Raw genomic sequence first — 21,792 nt, 5'->3', positions numbered from 1 at the left:
TCGTCCAGCATCCGCCGTCCGATCGCCCGGAGAAATCCCCTCCGGCCGACGAGACCCCTGGCCCCGCCCGACGGAGAACCGGCGCGGGCCACGTGCCGACGGTGGCCTACCCGCTCGACATCGGCACTGCTCAAGGCCCCCGCGATCGAGGGCCAGCCCCCTCGCGCACGTCATCTGAACCCAAGCGCAGTGTTCCGCCCCGCAGCCCCCTTGAGAGGACGACGGCATGGCCCGACAGACTCACCGGATCGGCATTCTCGGTACCGGCAACATCTTCGCCCGGTACGTCACTGGCCTGGCCCGTTACCCGGAGTTGCAAATCGTCCGGGTGGGCGACATCGACACGGCACGGGCGAAGCAGGCCGCGGCCGACCACGACATACCGGCCTGGGGCAACGATGGCGAACTCTACGCCGACGACGGCGTCGACATTCTCGTCAACCTGACACCGCCGGTCCACCACGCGCACAGCATCCAGGCTGGACTGGAGGCGGGCAAGCACGTGTACGTGGAGAAGCCGCTCGGAACATCCGTGGCGGAGGGCCGCGCCGTCCTGGAGACGGCCGAGCGGACAGGGCTGGTGCTGGGCTCGGCGCCGGACACTTTCCTCGGCAGCGCAGCCCAGACGCTGCGCAAGGCCGTCGACTCCGGGGCGATCGGCACACCGATCGGCGCCTCGATCTCCATCAGCCACAGCAAGGCGGAGACCTGGCACCCGAACCCCGCCTTCCTGTTCGAACAGGGCGGCGGGCCCGTGATGGACATGGGGCCCTACTACTTCGCGATCCTCGTCAACACCCTGGGGCCGATCCGGTCGATCAGCGCCGCCACCAGGATCGGTGCCCCTGTGCGGAAGGTGACGGCGCCCGAGCGGAGCGTCGACTCCATCGAGGTCACCGTCCCCACCCACGCGGCGGCCGTCCTCACCTTCGACTCGGGTGTCATCGGGTCGGCGCAGATGAGTTTCGACGTCTGGGACACGGGCCTGCCCGCCGTGGAGATCTACGGCACCGGAGGAACGCTCACGCTGGCCAACCCCAACCACTTCGACAACGAGGTGCGGCTGCGTCGGCACGGTGACGAGCAGTGGACGGTCCTGCAGCCGGCCACCGAGCTGTTCGGCGCGGTCGGCACGCGCGAGCAGGCGCGGCGTGGCCTGGGCGTCCGCGACCTGGCGACGGCGGTCGAAGGCGGCCCCCACCGCGCCAACGCGACCTTCGCCTTCCACGTTCTCGAAGCGCTGTGCGCTGTCGAGGAAGCCTCCCGCTCTGGCCAGGCGGTGGCATTGGAGGGCAGGTGCCGACGCCCCGAGCCCCTGTACGACGAGGGGTGACCCAGGATTCAACCCCGCCGTCCCTGAGGCACCGGTCCTGGCGCACGGCCGTCCGCCGGGCCGTGGCCCCAACGGACCGACGGATGTGGGGACCGAGCCCCTCGGCTCAAGACACGCGACCGTGCCGACGGACTGGTCCACGCTGGCCGGCCCCGTGGCGCCTTGTGGCGCCGGGCATGGGATTCCCTCCGCGCGGGACCCGCTCACGATCTGACCGCATTTCGGCCACACGCGTCGTACCCCGGTAGCAGGCAGGCATCGTCTCTGCACGTCGCTGAGCTGCTACCTTCCGCCCTCAGGGCGACCCCTTCACGGATTACGCATGATGAGAACGGAATATTCAAGCCAGCGATCGGCCCTCGCCGTGGGCGGCTTCCTCGACTCTCCCAAGGAGCACCGATGTCACTGAAATGGCCGACCCTGCGGCACCGGCTCGTCGCTGTTACCGCGGCCTGTGCCGCGCTGTTCTCCGTGGCCGCGTGCAGCGCGGCCAACCAGAACACCGCGGGCTCGGACGCCTCCGAAAACCCGGTGCGCGATGGCGGCACCCTCGTAGTCGCGCAGACCAGCGACGTCGACCCCGGCTCGTTCCTCAAGACGTCGTTCGGCAATCTGCTCGCCGGGTACCAGGTCCTCGAACCACTGATGGTCGTCGACCCCGACAGTGGGAAGCCGGTCGGCGTGCTGGCGAAGTCGTGGAAGCTCGCCGCCGACGCCAAGATTCTGGACATCACGTTGCACGACGGCGTGACGTTTCACAGCGGTCACAAGCTGACCGCCCAGGACGTCATCGCCATCCTGAAGAAGGTCCAGGATCCGGCCACCGGGGCAGCGAACCAGGCTATCGCCGCTCAGATCTCCTCCATGAAGGCCGACGGCAACGACAAGCTCACGCTCACCTTCTCCAAGCCCACGCCCAACATCTTCGACCTGTTCGACACGATGCCGATCCTCAACCCGGACTCCTACGTGGACTACGCCGGTGGCAAGAACGTCGACGGCACCGGACGCTTCGTCTGGAAGTCCTGGACGCCCGGCGGCAAGGTCGAACTGACCAAGTACGCCGGCTACCGGGACGCGAAGAACACGCATCTCGACAAGATCGAGATCAACAGCATCAACGACCCCACGGCGATCGTGTCCGCGATCCGGAGCGGTCGCGTCGACTACGGGGTCGGTATGCCCGCCCTCGACGCGCGCAGCCTGAGCGAGCAGCCGGGATACTCGCTGGTGGAGTCGGGCGGTACGGCGATCCCCCTCGCGCTGGACGTGACCAAGGCGCCGTTCGACGACAAGACCGTGCGCCAGGCGGTCCAGTACGCGATCGACCGCGACCGGATCGTCACGCAGGTCGAGGGTGGTCAGGCGGAAGCGACCGACCTGCCGTGGCGGAAGTCCACCGTAGGCTACGACGCGACACAGGCCAAGCAGTACACGTACAAGCCGGGGAAGGCGAAGGAGATGCTCGCCAAGGCGGGCGTGACCGGCACCACGTTCGATGTCGTCACACTCAACACCCCCGAAGCCACCGCGATCTTCCAGATCGTCAAGAACAACCTCGCCGCTGTCGGACTCGACGCCAAGGCTGTCATGCTGAGCGCCACCGAGTACGACGAGCGGATCGCCCAGCGCGACATGCAGGCTCCCGCCGTTCTGATGCTGAACGGCAACGCGCTGTCGCCGGCCAGTCAGGTTGTCAGCCGTCCCGAACTGCTCGCCGACGACAACCTGCTCCGCTTCCGGAGCGAGAAGTACACCGCGATCGTCGGGAAGGTCACCGCCGCGGCCTCGGAAGACGCGCAGAAGAGCGCGGTGCACGATTACAACGCGTACTTCCTCGACCAGGCGTTCGCGGTGCCGTTGATCACCCGCCCGGTGCTGACGGTCCGCTCGACCTCGGTCGGGGGGATCAAGGCCATGCGGTCGGGCTTCCTCGACCTCGGACAGGCGTGGCTGTCGTCATGATCCGTTTCCTCCTGCGTAAAGTGCCATCGGTCGCTTTCGTCCTGCTCGCCAGCTCGATCGTCGCTTTCGCCCTGCCTCGCCTCGCTCCCGGAGACGTCGCCGTCACCCTCGCCGGCTCCGACCCGACGGCGGCCAACGTCGCGGCGATCCGCAGCGAGCTGGGACTCGACCGGCCTCTCACTGTGCAGTACTGGGAGTGGCTGTTCGGACTGTTCCACGGCAACCTCGGCCAGTCGTATCTCCTGCACCGCAGCGTCGGCAGCCTCATAGGCGACCGGCTGGAGAGCACGATCGGACTGGCCGTGTTCGCCACCCTCATCGTCATCGTCATCGGCACCACTCTGGGGGTGCTCGCCGGTTCCACCAGAAAGTGGTGGGCGCGGGCCGGCTTCGACCTGGGCAGCAGCATCCTGGTGGCCGTACCGTCCTTTCTCACGGCGCTTGCCATGATCCTCGTATTCGGCGTCTACAACCGCTGGCTTCCCGTCAGCGGAGAGGTGAGCCTGCTGGACGACCCGGCGATCGGTATCCAGTACCTCGTCCTGCCGGCAGTGGCGCTCGCCCTGGCTCCCGCCGGCGGCGTGGCCCGGCTGCTGCGCACGGAGATGCTCAGGGTACGCAAAGAGGAATACACGGACCTGGCCGTCGCAAAGGGCGTCTCGCCTCAGCGGATCACGGTGCGTCATGTGCTGCGCAACAGCTTCGGCACCGCGGTGGTCGCGATCGGTCTGGAGATCGGCAGCCTGCTCGCCGGTGCCGTGGTCATCGAGTCGGTCTTCAACCGCAACGGGCTCGGCCAACTCGCCGTGTCGAGCGTGCAGACCCGCGACTTCACCGTCCTCCAGGTGCTGATCCTCGGTGTGGTGTGCATCGCGGTGCTGTGCCAGATCGTCACCGAGGTGCTCCTCGCTGCGCTCGACCCGAAGATCAGGTTGGGAGACTAGCCATGACCGAAGTACCATTGCCGGCCCCCGGCACACCGGCTGCCACCGGACGCAGGACGCTCAACCCGACCCTGGCCCGGTACCTGTCGGCCTTCCGCACACTCAAGGGTGTCACCGGGCTGTCGATCCTGGCCGTGATGACGCTGGCCGCGCTGGCCGCGCCCGTGCTGTTCCCTGGCGGCTTCGACCAGCAGGGAGCGAGCACATTCGCTGCCCCGTCGGCCCAGCACCTCTTCGGCACCGACGAGTTCGGCCGGGACATCTTCGTCCGCAGCGTGTACGGACTCCGCGTCGACCTGAGTCTCATCCTCACCGCCGTCCCGCTCAGCATGGCCATCGGAACACTACTGGGCCTTTGCGGGGCCCTGTCGGAGTGGCTCGGCGCCGGAGTGCAGCGGCTGCTGGACGTGATCACCGGCTTCCCGGGACTGATTCTCGGCGTCTGCCTGGTGGCCGTCCTCGGCGCCGGCTGGTTCGCGCTGTTCCTGACCATCCTGATCGCAGGTCTGCCCAGCGCCGGACGGCTGGCCCGCGGCGCCTGGCTCGCCCAGCAAGACCGCGAGTACGTCATCGCCGCCCGGGTGCTGGGAGTGTCCCGCCCGAAGCTGCTGGTGCGGCACGTACTGCCCAACACGCTGGACTCCATCGTCGTCAACGGTGCCGTGTGGATGGTCCTCGGCGTGTACTTCGAAGCCGGCCTGTCCCTCGTCGGCCTCGGTGTCCAGCCGCCGACGCCATCGCTCGGCATCCTGCTCAACAACGGCCTCCGGTTCGTTTCCCAGTCCCCCACCTACATCATCGGCCCGGCAGCGGTGCTCCTGTTGCTCGCAGTGGGCGTCAGCTTGATGTCGGACGCGCTCAACGAGGCAGTGAATCGCCGATGAAACAGACAACCAACCCGGCCGGAACCACACCTCCGGCGCCCGCCGAGGTCCGGGCACCGCTGCTGCGTGTCGAAGATCTGGAAGCGGAGTTCCACCTCAAGAGCGGCACGGTCAAGGCCGTGCAAGGCGTCAGCTTCGACATCTACCCCGGCGACGTCCTCGGTATCGTGGGCGAATCCGGCTCGGGTAAGTCCGTCACCGCCCGCTCCATCATGCGGATGCTGCGCGACCCGGGCAGGGTCGCCGCGGGGTCGGTATGGTTCGGCGACGACGACCTGCTCGCGCTGCCGGAATCCGAGATGCGGCGCCGGCGCGGCAGCCAGGTGGCCATGGTCTTCCAGGACCCGCAGGCCGCGCTCAACCCGGCCATGAAGGTCGGCGACCAGATCGTCGAGGCCATGACGGTGCACGGCGTCGACCGGAAGGCGGCACGCGCCCGCGCGCTCGAACTGCTCGACCAGGTCGGCATTCCCGACGTGCACAAGAAGATCGACCAGTATCCGCATCAGTTCTCGGGCGGCATGCGACAGCGTGTCGTGATCGCCATCGCCCTGGCGAACAACCCCGCACTGCTCATCGCGGACGAGCCGACGACGGCTCTCGACGTCACGATCCAGGCGCAGATCCTACGGTTGCTGGGAAAGCTGCGTACCGAGCTGGGCGTCGCCATCGCGATCATCACGCATGACATGGGAGTGGTCGCCGAACTCTGTACCGACGTGGTCGTGATGTACGGCGGACGCACGGTCGAGAAGGGGACCGTCGAGGAGGTCTTCGGACATCCGCGGCACCCCTACACGGCCGCGCTGCTGGAAGCCATGCCGCGCATCGACGACCACCGGATGGGCCAGCCGCTGCCGGCCATCCCCGGTACCCCGCCGGACCCCGCCGATCCGCCGCCCGGTTGCGCGTTCGGTCCCCGCTGCGTCTTCAGGGAGGAGGCATGCACGCACCGGCCGCCGGAGCTCCTGCCGATCGAGACGAGCGGACACACCGCGGCGTGCTTCGTCGCCCAGCGAGGTGTCGACATCTCCGCGCGACGCGACGATGTGACGGCCCAGGCCGCGGATGAGCCGTCCTCGACACCGCATGTGCCCGTGCAGGCAGAACCGGTGCTGGAGGTCAAGGACGTCAGGGTCGACGTCGGATCGCGTCGGCGCGGCCTGTTCCGTGAGCCCCCGGTGTACGCGGTCGACTCGGTGAGCCTCACCGTGCACGCGGGCCGGACCCTGGGACTGGTCGGGGAGAGCGGCTGCGGCAAGTCGACGCTGTCCCGGAGCATCGTCGGGATCAGCCCCGTCGCCGGGGGCTCGATCACGGTCGAGGGGAATGACGTGAGCGCGATGGGCGCCGAGGATCTCAGGCGTGTGCGGTCGTCGGTGCAGTACGTTTTCCAGGACCCGTACGCGTCGCTCAATCCACGGCGGACAATCCGTCAGTCGCTCACTGAGGCCCTGGGATTCTGCGGTCTCAGGGGCCGGGAGCAGGAAGATGCCGCTCGCTCCCTGATGGAACAGGTCGGCCTGCGCCCCGACCACCTCGACCGCTACCCTCACGCCTTCTCGGGCGGCCAGCGCCAGCGCATCGGCATCGCCCGCGCGCTGGCCCGCGAGCCACGCACCCTCGTCCTCGACGAACCGGTCTCCGCGCTGGACATGTCGGTCCAGGCCCAGATCATCAACCTGCTGGAGAAGCTGCAGAAGGAACGCGGGCTGGGCTATCTGTTCATCGCTCACGACCTCTCCGTGGTACGTCACCTCAGCGACACGGTCGCTGTGATGTACCTGGGCCGGATCGTCGAGTACGGCGATGTCACCGACGTGTACGGCGACCCGCAGCACCCCTACACCGCCGCCCTACTGTCGTCCTCGCCGGTGCCTGACACGGCCGCGCGGTCAAGGGAACGCATCGTGCTGCGAGGCGACCTGCCAAGCCCCGCGAACCCCCCGTCGGGCTGTCGCTTCCGCAACCGCTGTCCGATCGGACCGCTGACGCGGCCGGAACGAACCGTCTGTGCCGAACGCGATCCGGGCCTCACTCTCACCCCGGCCGGTCAGCGGGTCGCCTGCCACTTTCCTGGCGAACTCTCTCCCAAGCGTCTGCCCGCGAACCAACTCCCCACCTCCTGAGAGGAAGTTCCATGCCTGACACCACCACCGGCGTTCCGCGTATCGCCCTCAACCCGATCCAGTGGATCGCCACCGACGACGGCTGGATCGACCCGTCCAAGGCGCCCGAGCGGCAGGAGTTGCTGACCCTGGTCAAGCGGGCCGGCTTCCTTTCGGTCATGGCCGAGGTCCCCGCCGACTGGACCGTCGAGCGGTATCGGGCGGCCCTCAACGAGGTCGGCCTGACAGCCGCCCCCGGCTACTTCGTGTGCCGGTCGGACGGCCGGGACGGCAACGAGAACGATGTCGTGGCGAACGCGGCCACCACCGCACGCCAGCACGCCGAACTCGGCATGACGGAGATCGGCCTCGGCCTGGCCATGGGAAAGGACGCACCGCGCGTCGCGCATCCGGCCCAGGCGCACGACGCGGACTCCTCGCGGCTCGAGGCCGTGACGGCGCTGATCGCACGGGTCGCGGACGCGATGGCCGCTGAAGGCGTCCGGCCCAACCTGCACCCGCACGTCGGCACCTGGGTGGAGACGGAGGGGGAGGGCCGTGCCGTGCTCGACGCGATCCCCGCGTCCCGCCTGGGTTTCCTACCCGACACCGGGCATCTGGCGTGGGCCGGCGCCGACGTGGCCGGGATGGTCAAGGACTACGCGGAACGGATCCCCTTCATGCATGTGAAGGACTGCAGGCTCAGCGTCGCGGCCCAGGGCCGAAGGGAAGGCTGGGGCTACCAGCACACCGTCCGGGAGGGACTCTGGGTCGAACCGGGACGCGGTGAACTCGACCTCGTCGGGATCATCGGCAACCTGCCGAGCACCTTCGACGGCTGGCTGATGGTGGAGGTCGACCGTCCCGACATCTCCGACCCCTACGAGAGCGCCATCGAGTCGGCAACCTGGATGCACACCGCCTTCCCCGCGCCCACTGTGTGAACACGGGCATGGCGTAGTCCGTTCCAGGCCCCGGCGGCGTTCGTCCGGAAGATGATCCCGGGGCTCGGCGGTCACCCCGGCCGGTCTCCCCGGCACGGCATGCAGAAATCCTGGACCGCGGTGCGGGCCGTCGGCCCTGACACATCGGATCGGTCCCACCGTGCGTGCGTAGCAGCGAGAGTAGATGGAGGTGCGTCGGTGAAGGAGTCCACAAGAGCCGTGGTGCTCGGTGCCGGCATGATCGGGGCCGTGCACACCGCGGCGATCCGGGCCGCCGGGGGACAGCCGGCCGGAGTGGTCGCTTCGACACCCGAGCGAAGTGTCCGGGTCGCCGAGAAATGGAACGTGCCCGGGCGGTACACGTCCCTGGAGTCCGTACTCAGTGACGCGTCCGTCGATGTCGTACACGTATGCACGCCAAACGCGCTCCACGTGCGGCAGGCTGAGGCGGCGCTGCGTGCGGGCAAGCACGTGATCTGTGAGAAGCCGCTGGCCACGACCGCCGCAGACGCCCAGATGTTGTCGGAACTGGCGGAGAAATCCGGTCTCGTGCTAGCGGTCCCGTTCGTCTACCGCTACCACCCGGTGGTGCGGGAGATCCGGGACCGGCGGCTGCGAGGAGACTTCGGCGCCTGGCAACTGATCCACGGCAGTTATCTGCAGGACTGGATGTTGCCGCAGGACGCGGCGTCCTGGCGGGTGGACCCGGCCGCCGGAGGACCCTCAAGAGCCTTCGCTGACACCGGCTCGCACTGGTGCGACCTGGTGGAGTGGGTCGCCGGTGTCCGCTTCGAGGAGGTGTCGGCACGGTTCGGCATCACACGGTCCACCAGGCCGGCCGGCACCGGGGCCAGCTTCTCGGCCACCGGTGGGGGCGAGAGCGCCGAGGTGCGAACCGAGGACGTGGCGGCCGTACTGCTGCGCACGACCGGGGGAGTCCTCGGGTCCCTCACCGTGTCCCAGGTATCGGCGGGCCGCAAGAACCGTCTGTGGTTCGAACTGGACGGAGCATCGGGCAGCGCGGTCTTCGACCAGGAGCAGCCGGAGACGGCCTGGCTGGGCAGGCCGGACGGGGCACGCATAGTCGTGCGGGACCCACAGCACGGCTCGGCCGAGCAGCGACGTCTGTCACGGCTGCCCGCCGGTCACGCGCAGGGCTACCAGGACTGCTTCAACTCGTTCGTCGCCGACGTGTACGCGGCGATCAGGGGAGACGCCCCTGAGGGGCTCCCCACCGGTGTGGACGGCGCACGATCGGCACACATCGTCGAGTCCGTCCTTCGCTCGGCCGACTCCCTTGCCTGGACGAGTGTCCCTGGCCTCTCGAATGCCTAAAGGCGTGCAGAGAATCAACAACTTGTTGTCGAACACCGTGCATGGGCTGCGGTGCCAAGAGCGGGAGCGCGCAACTTATTGTTCTGCACGCCCTTAGGAGACTTATGAAACTCGGCATGCTCACAGCCTGTCTGCCCCAGTCCCCACTTGCGGAGATCGCCCGTGGGCAGCCGGTGCCGGATACGAGGCGTTGGAGTCGCCTGCTGGCCGAGCACAGTGGGCCGGGAGTTCGAGGCCTCGCACCTTCCGGTCGCCGACTTCGACGCAGGTGCGGCGGAGCGGACCAGAGAACTCTTCGCACGCCACCACCTGGAGATCTCGGCACTCGCCTTCCATGAGAACAACCTCCACCCCGATCCGGTTCGCCGGGGTGAGGTACACACCCACCTCAAGGCCGTGGTGGACGCCGCGGCGGCCCTGGAGGTGCCCTACGTGGGCACGTTCGTGGGCCGGGACTGGAACCTTCCGGTCGCCGCCAACCTCACCGAGGCGGAGAAGGTCTTCCCGGACCTGGTCGACTACGCGGGCGAACGCGGAGTGAAGATCATCATCGAGAACTGTGTGATGGAGGGCTGGCACCCGGACGGTTACCCCGGCAATCTCGCCTACTCGCCGGAACTGTGGGAATGGATGTTTTCCCTGGGGCTCTACCTCAACAGGGCCCCCTCACATCTGACCTGGATCGGGATCGATCCGGTCACCACCATCGCACCGTACGCCGGACCGCATAGTGCATGCACAGGCCAGGGACATCGAAATGCAGCCCGGTCAGATCGACCGCTATGGCTTCTACGGCAAGGCCACTGGCCGCGACACTCCGTGGGACACCGGCTGGTGGCGCTACCGCGTGCCTGGTCGAGGACAGGTCGACTGGAACGCCGTGGTGGACGCCCTGTACGAGCACGGCTTCAACGGAACCCTGTCGGTCGAGCACGAAGACCCGTTGTGGAGCGGCACTGAGGACCGGGTCAGGACCGGGCTTGGAATCGCGCGAAGCACTCTTCGGCCGCTGATTGTGGACTGGGTGTCACTTGCCGGCGTGCCGGTGCCCCGGTCCGCGCCCTCGGCTGAGACGCACGCCGTGCGGCAAGTCTCCGGTGGCCGTGTCGTGAGTGTGCCGCCACATCAGGGATTCCAAGGAGCCCCGGAACAATTGATATCCCAGACGTCACAATATCCACGGAGCTGATATTTGTGGGCTACCGGCTTCGTTTCCTACGCTGATGCTCGGTCGAGATCCCGAAAGGGATGAGGCAGTCCTATGGAACTCAGGTATCTCCGGTATTTTGCGGCCGTCGCCGAAACGTGTCACTTCGGTAAGGCCGCGGAAGCCCTCCACATGGCCCAGCCGCCGCTTTCCCAGGCCATCCGCCGACTGGAGTTGGAACTGGGTGTGGAGCTGTTCACCCGTACCACCCGGCAGGTCTCCCTGACCGGTGCGGGTGAAGTGTTCCGCACTGACGTGGAACGCATCCTGCAAGCCGTCGACGAGGCGGTCGCCAGGGTCGCGCGCTTCACGGACGGAGTGGACGGCATCCTCCGGGTCGGCCTGACGGGCTCCGCCTCGTACCGTCAACTGCCCGCGCTCGCACGGCTGCTGAAACGCGGCCTGCCACGTGTCACGATGGAGGTGCACACCGAGATGCTGACCCCGGCCCAGGAACTGGCCCTCATCGAGCGTCGCCTCGACATCGGTGTGCTGCGTCCGCCGATCCGGCAGAAGGGCATCGCCCATCGCATCATCGCGGAGGAACCGCTCGTCGTCGCCGTCCCCGAGGAGCACTGGCTCGCCAAGACGGACACCGTCCACGTCGAGCGGCTGCGGCACGAGGACTTCATCATGTACGGCGCCACGCTCGGCTCTGTCGTAGGGGACGCGGTCGTCCGTAACTGCCTGGCCTCCGGTTTCTACCCGCACCGTGCCTACGAGGTCACCGAGACCTCTGCCGCCCTCGCCCTGGTGGCCGCCGGCCTCGGTGTCGCCGTCCTGCCCGACTCGATCCGCTCCGCGCCCCGCGAGGGCGTGGTGTGCAAGGACATCGTCGACGCGCTGTCGGTCCCCCTGGCGCTGGCCTGGCGCGCGGACGACGAGTCGCCGTTGCTGAGGAGGCTCCTCGGACTGCTGGAACAGAGTGACGTGGTACTCGGGCAGAGCCCGCAAGATCCCGGAGGAGTGGCGTGAAGATCGTCCGAGTGGAGGCAATTCCCTTTGCCATTCCGTATGCGAAACCGCTGAAGTTCGCGAGCGGCGAGGTGCACACCGCCGACCACGTCCTGGTGCGGGTGCACACTGACGAAGGACTCGTAGGCACGGCCGAGGCCCCGCCCCGCCCGTTCACCTACGGCGAGACCCAGGAGTCGATCATCGCCGTGATCGACAAACTCTTCGCGCCCCAGATCGTGGGGCTCACTCCGCTGGAACGGGAGGTGGTGCACGCACGGCTGGACCGGACAGTCGGCAACCCCACCGCCAAAGCCGCGATCGACATGGCTCTGTGGGACATCCTCGGCCAGGCCGCGGGGATGCCGGTGTCCGGCCTGCTAGGCGGCTGCACCGACCGTATGCGGGTCAGCCACATGATCGGCTTCGCACCGGCGCGGGAGATGGTGGCCGAGGCCGAGCGCGTCCGCGATAGGTATGGCATCACCACCTTCAAGGTGAAGGTCGGCCGGCAGCCCTACACCGACGACGTCACCGCCTGCCTGGCGCTGCGCGAGAACCTCGGCCCGGACGTTGAGCTGTACATCGACGGCAACCGCGGCTGGAGCGCCGCCGAGTCCGCCCGCGCCCTGCGTGAACTCGCCGACGTCGGACTGCTTTTCGCCGAGGAGCTGTGCCCCGCCGACGACGTGCTCGGCAGGCGCTGGCTGGTCGAGCGCTGCCCGGTGCCGTTCATCGCCGACGAGAGCGCCATCCGGGCGGCCGAGGTGACCCGCGAGATCCTCGGCGGATCCGCCACCGCAATCAGTGTCAAAACCGCCCGCACCGGTTTCACCGCCTCCCAGCGTGTGTTGCACGAGTGCGAGGGCCTGGGCGTCCCGGTGGTGATGGGCAACCAGATCGACGGTCAGATCGGAACCGTGTGCACGGTCGCCTTCGGTGCCGCCCACCGCTCCGCCTCGCGGTACGCCGGCGAACTGTCCAACTTCCTCGACATGACCGACGACCTCCTCACCGAGCCGCTGACCATTGAGGCCGGCACCCTGCGCGTCCGCGAGGGCGCCGGCCTCGCCATACACGTCGACCCCGAGAAGCTGGCCCGCTACCGCCAGGACATCTGACCCTTCGACATAGAACGGAATGATCATGACCCACATCCCCACCGAGCAGGCGACCGCCGCCGCGTCCGGAGCCGCCGCCACCGAGCAGTTCCGTGCCAAACAGCGCACGGAGACCACGGACGTCGACACCAGGCGCGTCGACACCCTCGTCACCGCGCTGCTGACCGCCACCCACGACATCGTCCGCCGCCACAAGGTGACCTACGCCGAGTACGACGCGCTGAAGTCCTGGCTCATCAAGGTCGGTGAGGACGGTGAATGGCCGCTCTTCCTGGACGTATGGGTCGAGCACGTCGTCGAAGAGGTGGCCAACGAGGACCGTGTGGGCAGCAAGGGCACCATCGAAGGCCCGTACTACGTTCCCGGCTCCCCGCGCCTGCCCGCCGAGACCACACTGCCCATGCGGGAGAACGAGCCGGGCACCCCGCTGCTGTTCCAGGGACAGGTCAGGTCTGTGGACGGCAGCCCGCTCGCCGGGGCAAGCGTGGAGATGTGGCAGGCCGACGACGACGGCTTCTATTCGCAGTTCGCTCCGGGCCTGCCCGAGTGGAACCTGCGGGGAACCGTCATCGCCGACGCCACGGGCCACTTCATGATCCGTACGATCCAGCCCGCCCCGTACCAGATTCCCACCGACGGCGCCTGCGGCAGCCTCATCAGGGCGGCCGGCTGGCACGCCTGGCGCCCCGCCCACCTCCACCTGAAGGTCTCCGCACCCGGGCACCGGCTCATCACCACCCAGTTGTACTTCGACGGCGGCCAGTACGTCGACAATGACATCGCCACGGCAGTGAAGCCCGAACTGATCCTGAGTCCGACGGCGACCGGTCAGGGCAACGACCACGAGGTCACCTACGACTTCGTCCTCGACAAGGCGTGATCACCAGTGCTCTTCACTGTACGCATGGACGTCGACCTCCCACGTGACCTCGACCCCGAGCTCCGCAGGGACCTGGTGGCACGTGAGAAGGCGTACTGCCAAGAACTACAGAAGTCCGGCCACTGGGTGCACATCTGGCGATGTGTCGGCCAGTACGCCAACATCAGCGTCTTCGACGTTGCCGACAACGAGGCCCTGCACGAGATCCTGTGGAACCTTCCGCTCTTTCTCTACATGAGGGTCGACGTCACCCCCCTGGTCCAGCATCCCTCGGACCTGGCGGCGGCCGACTGATGGACAAGGTCGCGGGCACGGCCCTGGACGCTGTGGCGGACGTGCCGGACGGTGCGTCGCTCGCCGTCGGCGGGTTCGGACTGAGCGGTGTGCCGAACGTACTGATCCAGGCACTGTACGAACGCGGGGTGACCGCACTGAGCGTGGTGTCGAACAACTGCGGGGCGATGGACTCCGGACTCGCGGTGCTGCTGGCCGCCGGGAGGATCGCCCGGGTCACCGGCTCCTACATCGGCGCGAACAAGGAGTTCGCCCGCCAGTATCTGGCGGGCGAACTGGAGGTCGAGTTGATCCCTCAGGGCACTCTGTCCGAACGGCTGCGAGCCGGCGGGGCCGGCATCCCCGCCTTCTACACCCCTGCGGGGGTGGGGACCCAGGTGGCCGACGGCGGGCTGCCCTGGCGGTACGACGGTACGGGTGGGATCGCGCTGGCCTCCTCACCGAAGGAGGTCCGCGACTTCGACGGCACTGAGTACGTGCTGGAGCGAGGCATCCGCACCGACTTCGCCCTGGTCCGGGCGGCGAAGGGCGACCGTCACGGCAACCTCGTCTTCAACAAGTCCTCCCGGAACTTCAACCCCCTCGCCGCCATGGCCGGACGGGTCACGGTTGCCGAGGTCGAGGAACTCGTCGAGCCCGGGGAGATCGACCCTGACGCCGTGCACCTGCCCGGGATCTTCGTCCAGCGCGTCATCGCTCTCTCGTCCGAGCAGGCCGCGGACAAGAAGATCGAAAAGCGGACGGTGAGCAGCTGATGGCCTGGACACGTGAACAGATGGCCGCACGGGCCGCGCGCGAGCTGAAGGACGGAAGTTACGTCAATCTCGGTATCGGCCTGCCGACCCTGATACCCAATCACCTCTCGCCAGGCATCGAGGTGGTTTTGGAGTCGGAAAACGGCATCCTCGGCACTGGCCCCTACCCGACCGTTGATCAGGTCGATCCCGACCTGATCAACGCGGGCAAGGAGACGGTGACCGTGCTGCCGGGCGCCTCCTTCTTCGACTCGGCGTTGTCCTTCTCGATGATCCGCGGCGGGCACATCGACATCGCCGTCCTCGGCGCCATGCAGGTCTCAGAACGGGGCGACCTGGCCAACTGGGCCGTCCCTGGAAAGATGATCACCGGCATCGGCGGAGCGATGGACCTCGTCCACGGCGCCGGCACGGTCATCGTCATGATGACCCACACCGCCAAGGACGGCAGCCCCAAGATCGTCGAGAAGTGCGCGCTCCCGCTCACCGGCAAGGCGTGCGTGAACCGCGTCATCACCGATCTCGGCGTCCTCGACGTCACCGACGGCGGACTCCTGCTCGTCGACACCGCACCCGGCGTCACCGCCGAGGAGATCGCGGCGCGCACCGCCGCGAAGGTGCTCATCAGCAAGGAGGTCCAGCCATGAGGGACGTTTACGTCGTCGATGCCGTGCGTACCCCCATCGGCCGCTACAACGGTGCTCTGGCCGGCACACGCCCGGATGACATGGCGGCCCATGTCATCCGTACACTCCTCGCCCGCGCACCGGCGCTGGATCCGCGGCGCATCGACGACGTCTGCTTCGGCAACGCCAATGGAGCGGGTGAGGAGAACCGCAACGTCGGCCGCATGGCCGCCCTGCTGGCGGGCCTGCCCACCTCGGTTCCCGGCGTGACGGTCAACCGCCTGTGCGCCTCCGGCCTGGAGGCTGTCATCCAGGCGGCCCGTGCCATCGCGGTCGGGGACGCCTCCGTCGCGGTGGCCGGTGGTGTGGAGTCGATGACGCGGGCACCGTACGTCCACCTCAAGCCGGACAGACCGTTTCCCGCCGGACACACCGAGCTGTACTCGACCACGCTGGGCTGGCGCATGGTGAACCCGCGGATGGTCCCGGAGTGGACCGTCCCGCTCGGTGAAACCGCGGAGTTGATCGCCGACAAGCACGGGATCAGCCGGGAGCAGCAGGACGAGTTCGCGCTCGCCAGCCACCAGAAGGCCGCTCGGGCCCAAGAGGCCGGCCTGTTCGGCACGGAGATCGTGCCGGTGCCGGTCCTGCGGCACAAGGGTGAGCCGCTGCTCTTCGACCTTGACGAGTGCGTCCGGTCTGACGCGGCGCTGAGCGCCATGGCCAGCCTGAGGCCGACCTTCCGTACCTCCGGAGGGACGGTCACCGCAGGCAACGCGTCACCGTTGAACGACGGCGCCGCAGCCCTCCTCCTGGCCGATGAGGAGGGCTTGAAGGCAACCGGCCGCGAGCCGCTCGCCCGGGTCTCCGCGACAGGCTTGTCCGCACTCGATCCGCGCTACTTCGGCCTCGGTCCGGTGGAAGCCGTCCACCGGGCACTCGCCAAAGCCGGCAGAGGTTTCGGTGACCTTTCGGTGCTGGAGCTGAACGAGGCGTTCGCGGCCCAGGTGCTCGGGTGTGTGGCGGAGTGGCCCGAGTTCGACCCTGTGATTATCAACCCCCAGGGCGGCGCTATCGCCCTGGGACACCCGCTGGGTGCTTCCGGTGCCCGTCTCGTCGGCACGGTGGCCCACCAACTCGCGCGCAGGGGTGGCGGCGTCGGTGTCGCCGCCCTCTGCGTAGGTGTCGGCCAGGGGCTCGCCCTCGTCCTCGAACGCTGAGAATCCCTCCAGGAGCCGCCGTGTACGCCTCTTCCCTGCTGCACCATCACGTCGTGGGACAGCCCGACGCGCCGCCCTTGCTCCTCGGTCCGTCCCTGGGCACATCCATGGCAGTCTGGGAACCCCAACTGCCGTCCCTCGGCCGCTGTTTCCAGGTCCTGCGCTTCAACCTGCCCGGACACGGCGGTTCCCGCTCCGACGTCCTGCCCGATCCAAGGCCCGGCCGTACGACAGTCGGAGACCTCGCGTCCCTGGTGCTCGCCCTGGCCGACCTATACGGATGGCAGCGGTTCCACTACGCCGGCATCTCCCTCGGCGGGGCCATAGGGGCCCACCTGGCAGCTCATTGCCCGGACCGTGTCGCCTCCCTGGCCCTGGTCTGCTCCTCCGCACACTTCGGGCCGGCGGAACCGTGGCGCGAGAGGGCCGCACTGGTACGGCTCAAGGGTACAGTCCCGCTGCTCAGGACCAGCCCAGGCCGCTGGTTCTCCAGCGCGGACCTCGCCGACAGTCGGTTCGGTCGCAGGCTGCTGGGCGACCTCGCCTGCGCCGACCCGGCCGGGTACGCGGCCTGCTGCGACGCCCTCGCCGCCTACGACCTGCGCCCCGACCTCGCGTCGATCACGGCCCCCACCCTCGTCGTCGGCGGTGAGCTCGACACGGCAACGCCGCCGGCGCACGCGCACGAACTCGCCGAGACCATTCCGCACGCCATGCTGAGGACCATCGCCTGCGGCCACCTCGCTGCCGAGCGACCGACGCACCTGCGGAGTGCGCTGACCAAGCATCTGCGGACCACTGACGTCATGACCGATGTCCGCACGCCGAAGCCCGACGACTCCCACGCGAGTCATCCTGACCGCTGAAATCGCGGTGACCGATACCTTCGCTGTTCCGCCGACGACACGCAGCTCATCCCTTCATGACGGCTACGGCACACCTCATGCACCATTTCCATCGGATGCAGGCTCTGCCGACCGGTTCGCCGCTCCTGCACTGACCACCCACCGGGGTCCCGACTACGTCTGCTCATGCCCCGGTCCACTTCTGAGGGACGGTAGAGGCGATGTGCGACATCGCGAAGGCGGCTGGGAAGGTGCAGGCTGCTTTCCGCCAGATCCAGGCCCCCGTTCAGTTCAGTGCGGTGACGGGTTCGGGTCCAGGGCATTGCCGACAGTGCAGCCGCCCTCTCCGGGCATCCGCTGGATCCGGGGTGGTACCCACACCTCGGTGGCACCGGGGCCCACGTGGGCAAGGAGGCAGTCCTGCGCGTCGAAGCCATTGCCCTGAACCGACAGGAAGGAGAACGCCGATCCGCCCGCCGTCCGCCTTCACCTCAGTACGGATCGCCGGATGCAGGTCCAGGGCGGCGAGCGTACGGCGCACCTCGGCCTCCTCCACCCGGCCGCCCTGCAGCACCCGGGGGAGTTTCGCGCGGAACTCCTCGTACGGCAGCCGGGACGGTTCGGGTGGCGGGGCGACGGTCAGCAGAGGGCCATCCGGGCAGTTCACGTCACGGGGATCCTCACGCCACTCCGACTTGGGTGACACCCGCACCGTGAAACAGCGCCGCAGGGTGACCTCCTCAAGGTCGCGCCATCTGTTGTACGCCGAGCCGGACGTGCGGACGACCACGTCGACGCCGTTCCCGTCGTGTGTGGAGGTACCCGTCACCCGCAGTACCTCCACCCCGTCGATGCCGGAAGCGGAGCGCCCGACCTCCTCCACCGTGCGCGGACGCTGGCCATAGAGCCGCTCCCCGGCTTTCCTGGCCACCACCCGTGCGGCGTCCGTCGCCTCGTCCTCGGAGGACTGCACCACGCCGCAGCCGACGGTCAACAGCAACAGCGGGGCGAGAAGCAACAGTCGGCGCATGCGTCCCCGTTGCCCGCCGCGCGCGGCGGGCAACCGCCCACGTATTGAGACCGCCGTAGGCGATCGTACCCCTCGACCGCCCGAGCAGCAGTTCCACCATGGGATGCCCAGAATCCACATCGCCCTGCGTCGTCGTCATACCTGTCAAGATCCGGGCCGTATGCGGGCCAACACTCTGCGGTTGATGCACCGGACCGTCATTCTTGCTGGTCAGAGGGATGTTCCGCCTGTACCACCAGCAGACGAGGAACCTGCTGGTAGTTCTCCTTCACCGGGAGAGTGACCCGCCTGACGCGCCGCAATCCTTCCTGTCGCGGCGCTCCGCGCTACTCACTGTCACTCGCACACGCACACCCGTACGGCAGCCGGATGGCAACGGCCGGAACTCCGACACCCGTTCCAGGCTCTGCCGACGGGGCGGCCCATCGACAAGCCGCAGGACCTCCACCCGCTCGGCCTCCTGCATAGTTACAAGGACTTCCACCACGCGCTTCAGCTCATCCACCGTCACCCCTCGCCCACAAGGTCGAGGTCGTCACAAGACGCCTCCGGGGTGATCTCCGGAACGGGCCACTTGCGGTCCAGCGGCAGGGACACATCCCGCCACCAGGGGGACGTGGGCAGATCCCCAACGGGCTCGAAGGGTCGGCCCGGAACAGGGACGGCGACAGCCTGACCGACCGCACCGGCTGCGGCCAGCGTCCACTCCCCAGGCTCAGCCCATGGATGCAACGAAAGACTGAATGTCCCCCAGTGAATCGGCAGCAGCACACCGCCCGGCTGGCCTTGCTGCAGGTCAAGGTGGCTCTGGACCCCTTGCGAAGGGTTCATATGAATGTCCGGCCACGCACCAGGCAACGGGCTGCAATCCGTGTGGTTCTCGGGCCAGTACTCGCTGTACGCCCCGATCTGGATCATCGTGGCATCGAAGGGGCCGTGCTCCGCGCCGATGTCCTGGAAGCCGGAGAAATAGCCGGTGTCCCCGCTGTGGTAGATCCGGTGGTCGGGTCCCGCCACGACCCAGGACGCCCAGAGCGTGTGCTGCTGGTTGCGCAGGCCACGCCCGCAGAAGTGGCGCGCGGGGGTGGCGGTGAGGCGGATGCCGGCGACCTCGGTGGACTCATTCCAGTCGAGTTCGCGCAGCCGGGACGCGGGCACGCCCCAGCTCTCCAGGTGGGCTCCGACGCCGAGCGGCACGGCGAAGAGGGTGTCCGTGGAGGCGAGGGCCCGGATCGTGGGCAGATCGAGGTGGTCGTAGTGGTCGTGGGAGATCACGACGACATCGACCGGGCCGAGCGCGGCGAGCCGTACGGGGACGGGGTGCAGCCGCTTCGGGCCCGCGAAGGAGAACGGCGAGCAGCGCTCACCCCACACCGGGTCGAAGAGCACCCGGCGGCCGTCGATCTCCGCGAGGACGCTCGAATGCCCCATCCAGGTGAGCCGCAGGCCCGAGGCCGGGGGCGCGGCGAGGTCCGCGAGGGTCGTGGGGTGCACGGGGATGGAGCCGATCGGGGAGCGCCGGGCCCGCGCCTCCTTCTGGAAGTAGATCTTCGCGAACTCGATCCCCGAGGCCCCGGACGGTCTGGTCCTGGCGCCCACGGGGTTCTGGAACGCCCCGTCGGCGAAGTTCGGCGAGCGGTGGATCCGCTCCAGCCGCTCCCCCGCCGAATCGGCCCCGAAGGCAGCGGGTCGCAGCGAGCGCAGCCGGGAGCGCAATGGAAGGGGAGAACCAGCGCCTGTCACAGCACCTCCTGGAGGTTCGGTGTTGTCCCATTATGGCCGGGAGTGTTCATCTGTGCGGGGTGAGTGATCGCAATCCCTTCACTCCCGCCCTGTCCCGTGTACGCCCCTCCAACGTTCGTCACTGCCCCGGGGATTCCCGGTCACGCCTGCCGATCCGCGTGATCTTCCGGAGCGGCAGGCGGGCCGGAGCGCGGGCCGCGTCTCTTCGCCGGGTGGCGGGCGGTACGGCCATACTGGGGGCGGTCGGACCGTCCGGACCGTGAAAGGGAGACTGTGACGCAGCCGCAGACCGCTCAGAACGACCGGTTCCACCACGATGTGCTGGTCGTCGGGGGCAGCGGGGTGGATACCGTCGTCCGGGTCGATTCGCTGCCGGTGCCGCTCGCCGATTCCGTCGCGGTGGGGCCGATCCGCGAATGGCCCGGGCACACCGGCGGCAATGTGGCCCTGGGCTGCCGGAACTTGGGGCTGAACGTCAAGTTCCTCGACTACATAGGCGATGACTGGACCGGCGTACAGGTCAGGGAGCGGCTCGCCGCCGGCGATGTGGACTTCGAGGCGCTGATCTCGCCGGAGGGCACCCGGCGCGCGGTCAACCTCGTCGACAGGACGGGCCGCCGGATGTCCTTCCACGACGCACGGGACCCCGAAAAGCTGCGGATGCCACGCGAGTTCTATCTGCCGCATCTGGAGCGCGCCCGCCATGTCCATCTGTCGATCACGAACTTCACCCGGTTCCTCTTCGACGATCTTGAGGCACTGGGCCTTCCGGTCTCGACCGACCTGCACGACTGGGACGGACTCGACGACTACCACCGGGATTTCGCCCTCCGCGCCGACCTGGTGTTCCTCAGCGCGGCCGGGGCGGGTGAGCGGATCGCCTCGGTGATGCGGGAGATCCTGCGCGAGGGGCGGGCCGAGGCGGTGATCGCGACGGCGGGCGCCGGCGGCTCCTATCTGATGACCCGCGACGGCGGCCGCACCCCGCGCCCGGTCCCCGCGACGGCCCCGCCCGCGCCCGTGGTGGACTCCAACGGCGCGGGGGACGCGTACGTCTGCGGTTTCCTGTACGGGCGGCTGGCGGGCCTGGACCTCGAACGGAGCGCGGCGCTCGGCGCGGTCGCGGGCGCGTACGCCTGCACCGCCGAGGGCGGCGAGGCCCTGATCGGCCGGGACGAACTGCTCGCGGCCGGGGGCTGACACCCGGGGCACGGGCGGGACCGGCCGCGGCTCCGGCCGCCGGTCTCCGCCCCTCCGAACGGCGTTGTCAGTGGTGCTTGGTAGAACTGCCCACATCAGCCGATCACAGCCCATCGGCGTCTGGAGCGTTCGACGTGACCGTCAACCACTATCTGCGGGAGCTGCACGGCCTGCCCGTGTTCGGCTCCCCCGGCGCCGAGGGGACTGAGGGACGTGCGACCGGGGAGCCTGCCGGACCCGGCCTCGGCGGCCTGGCGCGTCTCGGTCGAATCGCGCCTGGGAGCCCGAGGAACTCTATCTCTACCGTTCCTGGAGACTGAGTGGGAGTGAGTCCTGTTGCCAGGGCTCGTGCTCGTGCTCAGCCGAACGCCCCGGACGGTGTTGGGCGTTCTGGTTGCCCGCGT

At 68.5% G+C, this 21,792-nt stretch carries 19 protein-coding genes; 17 read left to right on the top strand and 2 right to left on the bottom strand.

What is annotated here, in order from left to right; translation table 11 throughout:
• Nucleotides 1-226: 226 nt before the first annotated feature.
• From AB0P17_RS40425 to AB0P17_RS40350, 16 genes are all read left to right on the top strand, one after another.
• Nucleotides 227-1,333: a Gfo/Idh/MocA family oxidoreductase gene (locus AB0P17_RS40425; RefSeq protein WP_365819598.1), complete on the top strand. Its 1,107-nt coding sequence runs from the start codon at nt 227-229 to the stop codon at nt 1,331-1,333.
• A 399-nt stretch (nt 1,334-1,732) separates the two neighbouring features.
• Nucleotides 1,733-3,298, top strand: coding sequence for an ABC transporter substrate-binding protein (locus tag AB0P17_RS40420; protein ID WP_365819596.1), 1,566 nt, complete (start codon nt 1,733-1,735; stop codon nt 3,296-3,298).
• Nucleotides 3,299-3,318: 20 nt separating this feature from the next.
• Nucleotides 3,319-4,242: an ABC transporter permease gene (locus AB0P17_RS40415; protein WP_365819595.1), complete on the top strand. Its 924-nt coding sequence runs from the start codon at nt 3,319-3,321 to the stop codon at nt 4,240-4,242.
• 2 nt (nt 4,243-4,244) lie between these two features.
• Nucleotides 4,245-5,126 (top strand): ABC transporter permease, encoded by an 882-nt coding sequence (locus tag AB0P17_RS40410; protein WP_365819593.1) that lies wholly within the window; start codon nt 4,245-4,247, stop codon nt 5,124-5,126.
• The gene (locus AB0P17_RS40405) at nt 5,123-7,255 is read left to right on the top strand and encodes an ABC transporter ATP-binding protein (RefSeq protein WP_365819591.1); all 2,133 of its coding nucleotides are present in this window, start codon (nt 5,123-5,125) and stop codon (nt 7,253-7,255) included. The genes AB0P17_RS40410 and AB0P17_RS40405 overlap by 4 nt, the downstream gene beginning before the upstream one ends.
• Before the next feature lie 11 nt (nt 7,256-7,266).
• A complete protein-coding gene (locus AB0P17_RS40400) occupies nt 7,267-8,178 on the top strand; it encodes a sugar phosphate isomerase/epimerase (protein ID WP_365819589.1) in 912 nt (303 codons plus the stop codon).
• 198 nt (nt 8,179-8,376) lie between these two features.
• On the top strand, nt 8,377-9,513 hold the full coding sequence (locus AB0P17_RS40395; RefSeq protein WP_365819587.1) for a Gfo/Idh/MocA family oxidoreductase: 1,137 nt from the start codon (nt 8,377-8,379) through the stop codon (nt 9,511-9,513).
• Nucleotides 9,514-9,729: 216 nt separating this feature from the next.
• On the top strand, nt 9,730-10,473 hold the full coding sequence (locus AB0P17_RS40390; protein WP_365819585.1) for a sugar phosphate isomerase/epimerase: 744 nt from the start codon (nt 9,730-9,732) through the stop codon (nt 10,471-10,473).
• A gap of 301 nt (nt 10,474-10,774) precedes the next feature.
• Nucleotides 10,775-11,695: a LysR substrate-binding domain-containing protein gene (locus AB0P17_RS40385; RefSeq protein WP_365819583.1), complete on the top strand. Its 921-nt coding sequence runs from the start codon at nt 10,775-10,777 to the stop codon at nt 11,693-11,695.
• Nucleotides 11,692-12,795, top strand: coding sequence for an enolase C-terminal domain-like protein (locus tag AB0P17_RS40380; RefSeq protein ID WP_365819581.1), 1,104 nt, complete (start codon nt 11,692-11,694; stop codon nt 12,793-12,795). Before AB0P17_RS40385 ends, AB0P17_RS40380 begins: the two co-directional genes overlap by 4 nt.
• A 25-nt stretch (nt 12,796-12,820) precedes the next feature.
• A complete protein-coding gene (gene catA / locus AB0P17_RS40375) occupies nt 12,821-13,675 on the top strand; it encodes a catechol 1,2-dioxygenase (protein WP_365819579.1) in 855 nt (284 codons plus the stop codon).
• Nucleotides 13,676-13,681: 6 nt separating this feature from the next.
• Nucleotides 13,682-13,969, top strand: a complete 288-nt coding sequence (gene catC, locus AB0P17_RS40370) for a muconolactone Delta-isomerase (RefSeq protein WP_365819577.1) — start codon at nt 13,682-13,684, stop codon at nt 13,967-13,969.
• The gene (locus AB0P17_RS40365; protein WP_365819575.1) at nt 13,969-14,724 is read left to right on the top strand and encodes a CoA transferase subunit A; all 756 of its coding nucleotides are present in this window, start codon (nt 13,969-13,971) and stop codon (nt 14,722-14,724) included. The genes catC and AB0P17_RS40365 overlap by 1 nt, the downstream gene beginning before the upstream one ends.
• Nucleotides 14,724-15,371: a CoA transferase subunit B gene (locus AB0P17_RS40360; protein WP_365819573.1), complete on the top strand. Its 648-nt coding sequence runs from the start codon at nt 14,724-14,726 to the stop codon at nt 15,369-15,371. The genes AB0P17_RS40365 and AB0P17_RS40360 overlap by 1 nt, the downstream gene beginning before the upstream one ends.
• Nucleotides 15,368-16,570, top strand: coding sequence for a thiolase family protein (locus tag AB0P17_RS40355; protein ID WP_365819572.1), 1,203 nt, complete (start codon nt 15,368-15,370; stop codon nt 16,568-16,570). Before AB0P17_RS40360 ends, AB0P17_RS40355 begins: the two co-directional genes overlap by 4 nt.
• 20 nt (nt 16,571-16,590) lie before the next feature.
• Complete coding sequence (locus AB0P17_RS40350) at nt 16,591-17,436, top strand: alpha/beta fold hydrolase (protein ID WP_365819570.1); 846 nt, start codon at nt 16,591-16,593, stop codon at nt 17,434-17,436.
• Nucleotides 17,437-17,701: 265 nt separating this feature from the next.
• Here the strand turns inward: AB0P17_RS40350 and AB0P17_RS40345 are convergent, their stop codons facing one another.
• Together AB0P17_RS40345 and AB0P17_RS40340 are read right to left on the bottom strand one after the other, a co-directional pair.
• On the bottom strand, nt 17,702-18,445 hold the full coding sequence (locus tag AB0P17_RS40345; protein WP_365819568.1) for a translation initiation factor IF-2: 744 nt from the start codon (nt 18,443-18,445) through the stop codon (nt 17,702-17,704).
• 507 nt (nt 18,446-18,952) lie between these two features.
• Nucleotides 18,953-20,188 carry an MBL fold metallo-hydrolase gene (locus AB0P17_RS40340; RefSeq protein WP_365819566.1) on the bottom strand — a complete coding sequence of 412 codons (1,236 nt, stop codon included), beginning with the start codon at nt 20,186-20,188 and terminating at the stop codon, nt 18,953-18,955.
• A 321-nt stretch (nt 20,189-20,509) separates the two neighbouring features.
• Between AB0P17_RS40340 and AB0P17_RS40335 the strand changes: the two genes are divergently transcribed.
• Nucleotides 20,510-21,388 (top strand): carbohydrate kinase family protein, encoded by an 879-nt coding sequence (locus tag AB0P17_RS40335; RefSeq protein ID WP_365819618.1) that lies wholly within the window; start codon nt 20,510-20,512, stop codon nt 21,386-21,388.
• Nucleotides 21,389-21,792 lie beyond the last annotated feature (404 nt).

It is taken from the genome of Streptomyces sp. NPDC088124 (assembly GCF_040685895.1).
GTDB lineage: Bacteria > Actinomycetota > Actinomycetes > Streptomycetales > Streptomycetaceae > Streptomyces.
This window is presented reverse-complemented; position numbering and strand designations above follow the sequence as displayed.